At 63.3% G+C, this 4,320-nt stretch carries 4 protein-coding genes; 1 reads left to right on the top strand and 3 read right to left on the bottom strand.

Annotation, left to right across the window (positions count from 1 at the left end):
- Positions 1-30: 30 nt before the first annotated feature.
- The 3 genes from C1D09_RS10720 to tpiA all read right to left on the bottom strand — a co-directional run bounded on the left by C1D09_RS10720 (position 31) and on the right by tpiA (position 2,781).
- Positions 31-1,155: a L,D-transpeptidase gene (locus C1D09_RS10720; RefSeq protein WP_143974236.1), complete on the bottom strand. Its 1,125-nt coding sequence runs from the start codon at positions 1,153-1,155 to the stop codon at positions 31-33.
- Positions 1,156-1,366: 211 nt separating this feature from the next.
- Positions 1,367-1,843, bottom strand: a complete 477-nt coding sequence (gene secG / locus C1D09_RS10715; RefSeq protein ID WP_143974235.1) for a preprotein translocase subunit SecG — start codon at positions 1,841-1,843, stop codon at positions 1,367-1,369.
- 167 nt (positions 1,844-2,010) lie between these two features.
- Positions 2,011-2,781 (bottom strand): triose-phosphate isomerase, encoded by a 771-nt coding sequence (tpiA, locus tag C1D09_RS10710; protein ID WP_143974234.1) that lies wholly within the window; start codon positions 2,779-2,781, stop codon positions 2,011-2,013.
- 143 nt (positions 2,782-2,924) lie between these two features.
- On the opposite strand from tpiA, the gene C1D09_RS10705 reads away from it, so the two are divergent.
- Positions 2,925-4,320 (top strand): SurA N-terminal domain-containing protein (locus C1D09_RS10705; RefSeq protein WP_143974233.1); only part of this gene is annotated, 1,396 nt, incomplete at its 3' end.

Raw genomic sequence — 4,320 nt, 5'->3', positions numbered from 1 at the left:
GCCGGCCCTTTCGGCAGGATGATGGAGCCGTCAGATGATGACGACTTTGGTGCCGACCCTGACGCGGCTGTAGAGATCCATGACGTGCTCGTTGATCATGCGGAAGCAGCCATTGGAAGCGCTGGTTCCGATCGACTGCGGAGCGATGGTCCCGTGGATGCGAAGATGCGTGTCCTTCTTGCCGTCATAGAGGTAGATGGCGCGGGCGCCGAGCGGGTTCTGGCCGCCGCCGGGCATGCCGTCCTTGTACTGCCCGTAATGCTTGGGCTCGCGCTTCTGCATGTCGAGCGTCGGGATCCAGCGCGGCCATTCCTGCTTGTCGCCGACCGCGACCGTGCCCTTGAACTGCAGGCCTTCACGACCGACCGCGATGGCGTAGCGACGCGCGGTCGAAAACGATTCGACGAGATAGAGCCGGCGCGCGCTGGTGTCGATGACGATGGTGCCCGGCTCATAGCCGGTGAATTCCACATCCTGCGGCACGAATTCAGGCTTAACCTTGAACGGCTTCTTGGCGACCTTCTGGGCGAGAGCCTGGTCGAGAGCCCGCGTCTCGGGCAAATAGCTGATCGACGAGCCGGACGAGGTGCCGCCGAACAGGCCGGCGAACAGGCCGCGGCTCGGCTGCTTCTGGCCGATGACCTCGCTGCGAAGCTCACCGTTGTTGCCGGTCAGAGCGACATTCATCGCTTCTGCCGGAAGCGTCTCGGCTGACTGGATTGGTGCGATCGGTTCGATCGGCTCGATGACCTTCGTGGTCTTCTTGGCTGGCTTGGCGTCAGCCACTTCGGCCGTTGTAGACGCGCTCTTCCCCTTCTTAGCCAGGAAGGCCTGCCGTTCGGCGTCCGCCTTGGCCTTGGCCGCCTCGCGCATCGCCAGCTTCCTGGCTTCGAGCGCCTTGGTCTTGGCGTCTTCCTTGTCGGCGGCGATCTTGGCCTCGATTTTCTTGATCTGGGCGAGATCGTCCGGTGTCGGGCTTTTCTTTTTCTTGAGAAGCCTCAACTGCGCCGCATCGCTCTTGACTGCGACGTTGATGGCGTCGGTTCTGTCGACCGACTGATTGGCGGCCAAATTGGCCGGCACGCCGGCGAAAGCCGGGGAACTCAGGCCGAGTACGGCGCAGAGTCCCAGGAAAATGAAGCTGCGAAGCTGCATGGCGAAGATCCGATCGTTCAATGCTTGTTGCCAACGGCGTCGCCCGGCGTCCCCCAAGGACACCGGAAATGCCGCGCGCAATCTATAGTCGAATAAGCGCGGATGCCTCAAGCGTGAGACCACGCTGCCGCCCGTCGAATCTTCGTGATCGCGCAGCATTTGCCGCGACTGTGTTCAAACGATCACAGGTCGCGGTTTGGACCAGATGAACTTACTTGTTCGGAACCTGCGGTGCCGCGGGCGCGGTGTTGGTGGCGCCGTTGCTTGCCGGCGGCGTCGCACCGGAGGCGGGCGCGGTGGCCGGAGCCGCCGGCGCAGTCGTCGTCGCAGCGCCGTTGCCCGACGGCGGCGTCGGGGTGGTGCTGCCGGCCGGTGCCGGAGTCGTCGTGCCAGGCAACTGGTTGAGCACGCCCTTGCCGGCGCCGTCCGAGGTCGCGGGGACCCGATCGAGAATGTCGATCGGCTTTTCGCCGTAACGGGCAATGATCGACAAGGTCAGCGACGTGACGAAGAAAGCCGCCGCCAGGATCGCCGTTGCCCGGGTCAACGCGTTGGCGGCGCCGCGCGCCGTCATGAAGCCCGATCCGCCACCAATGCCGAGGCCGCCGCCTTCGGAGCGTTGCAGCAGCACCACGCCGACGAGGGCGAGCACGACCATGAGATGGATGACGATCAATACGGTTTGCATAGTTTATCCTGGCAAGGCCTTGCCCGGCCGCGGACACGACCGGTGAATTGGAGGCGGCTCAATACAATGCTTTCACGGCATTTCCAAGCCCGTGGCCGGAATATGGGAAGCAACGCGCCCTTTGCAACGAATTTGGACGGGATCAGCCCCGTCCTTCGTCGTGAAACTTACCCTGAAATGCTGCGATAGGCCTCGGCGATACCGAGGAAATCGGCTGCTTTCAGGCTGGCGCCGCCGACCAGGGCGCCATCGACATTCCTGACGCCCAGCAGTTCCACCGCGTTGGACGGCTTGACCGAGCCGCCGTAAAGAATGCGCATCTTGGCGGCAGTCGCACCAAGCTTCTCCGAGAGCCTTTCGCGAATATGCGCATGCGCTTCGGCCACATCGGCCTCGGTCGGCGTCAGGCCGGTGCCGATCGCCCATACCGGCTCATAGGCAATGACGGTGTTGGATGGCGTCGCACTCGGCGGCACCGAGCCGGCGACCTGGCGCGACAACACGTCGAGCGTGGCGCCCGCTTCACGCTGTTGCTGCGTCTCGCCGATGCAAATGATGGCCACGAGCCCGGCACGCCATGCGGCGGCGGCCTTGGCCTGGACCATCGCATCGTCCTCGCCGCGTTGTTCGCGGCATTCGGAATGGCCGACAATGACATGGCTCGCGCCGGCGTCCTTCAGCATCTCCGCCGAGATGCAGCCGGTGTAGGCGCCGCTCTCCTTGGTATGGCAATCCTCGCCGCCGGCATGGACCGGCGTGCGCGACAGAATCTCCGCTGCATGTGAGAGCAGCGTCGCGGGAACGCAGACCAGGGCTTCGGTCTCCGCGTCGAGCCCGCTCATGAAACCGTTGCCGATCATCCTGAGCTCGTTCAGCGAAGCGCTGGTGCCGTTCATTTTCCAGTTGCCGGCGACAAGCGGGCGAATTCCTGGCGTCATGGTCTGCTTCTCCGGGCAATATCAGGCTCTGGCCCTCACTACCAAAATCAGGCCACAAAGCAATCGACAGTGGGCCGGAAGGGCGCTATTGCGCTTGTTTCAGACTCAGCGCATGCGAAAATGCGCATAAATCGGAAGTAACGATGCTTGGTGTATTGAGAAGCGCGGCGGGTACATGGGTCGCGAAGACATTGCTTTCGCTGCTGGTGGTCAGTTTCGCCGCCTGGGGCATCTCCGGGCGGCTGATGGGCGGCTTTGCCGGCCACGATTCGGTGATTACGGCGGGTGGCACCAAGGTATCGATCAACGAATACCGCCTCGCCTATGATCGCCAGCTCGCCGTCATGTCGCAGCAGTTCGGTCAGCGCCTCACCCACGAACAGGCAAAGGCGCTCGGCATCGATAACCAGGTCCTGGCTCAGCTTGTCTCCGGCGCAGTGCTCGACGAACAGGCCCGCAAGCTTGGCCTCGGCCTGTCCAAGGACCGACTGGCCGAACTGACGCGCGAAGACCCGGCGTTCAAGGGCCCAGGCGGCGAGTTCGACAGGAGAACATTCGAGTACATGCTGCGCCAGGTCGGCATGCGGCCCGAGGATTACCTGAAGAACCGCGCACAGGTGGCTGTGCGCCAGCAGATCGTCGAGGCCGTCTCGGACGGCCTCAAGGCGCCGGATGCTTTCTTCAAGGCGGTTGCGCTCTATCGCGGCGAGGACCGCACCGTTGACTATCTGGTATTGCCCAAGACGCTCGTCGAGCCGATCGAGGCACCGAGCGGCAGCGTGCTTCAGGCCTATTTCGAGGCCAACAAGAAGACCTACGCCGCACCCGAGTACCGCAAATTCTCCTATGTCCGCCTCGAGCCGGTGGACATCATGGATCCGACCGCCGTCACCGACCAGCAGGTCAATGACGATTACAACAAGAACAAGGCGCGCTACACCACGCCCGAAATGCGCACGATCGAGCAGCTTGTGTTCAAGACGCCGGATGCGGCCAAGGCCGCGCTCGATTCGCTCAAGGCCGGCGCCACTTTCGAAAAGCTGGTGACGGCCGAAGGCAAGACCCCGGCCGACACGCTGCTCGGCACGGTGGCCAAGGACAAGATCGCCGACAAGGCGGTTGCCGATGCCGCCTTTGCGCTCAACGCCAATGAAGTCAGCCAGGTCGTCCAGGGCGCCTTCGGTCCGGTGCTGCTGCGCGTTACCGAGATCAAGCCCGAGGTGGTGAAGCCGCTCGCTGAAGTGTCCGACCAGATCCGCAAGGACCTGGCGCTGGGCGAGGCAAGCCGTATCCTTTTGGACGTGCACGACAATTACGAAGACACCCGCGCCTCCGGCAGTTCGCTGGCCGACGCGGCCGCCAAGCTGAAGTTGAAGGACGTCACAATAGACGGCATCGATCGCAACGGCCTCAGGCCGGACGGCTCCATCGTCAAGGATCTGCCGGAATCGCCGGCGCTGATCAAGGCGGTATTTGACGCCGAACCCAAAACCGAAAATGAAGCCCTGACCACGGCCGACAACGGCTTCATCTTCTATG

This window comes from Mesorhizobium intechi (assembly GCF_002879535.1).
In the GTDB taxonomy this organism is placed as follows: domain Bacteria; phylum Pseudomonadota; class Alphaproteobacteria; order Rhizobiales; family Rhizobiaceae; genus Mesorhizobium; species Mesorhizobium intechi.
This window is presented reverse-complemented; position numbering and strand designations above follow the sequence as displayed.

Coding starts and splice junctions, on each gene's coding strand:
- C1D09_RS10720 (WP_143974236.1), bottom strand. CDS start 1,155: ATGCAGCTTCGCAGCTTCATTTTCCTGGGACTCTGCGCCGTACTCGGC.
- secG (WP_143974235.1), bottom strand. CDS start 1,843: ATGCAAACCGTATTGATCGTCATCCATCTCATGGTCGTGCTCGCCCTC.
- tpiA (WP_143974234.1), bottom strand. CDS start 2,781: ATGACGCCAGGAATTCGCCCGCTTGTCGCCGGCAACTGGAAAATGAAC.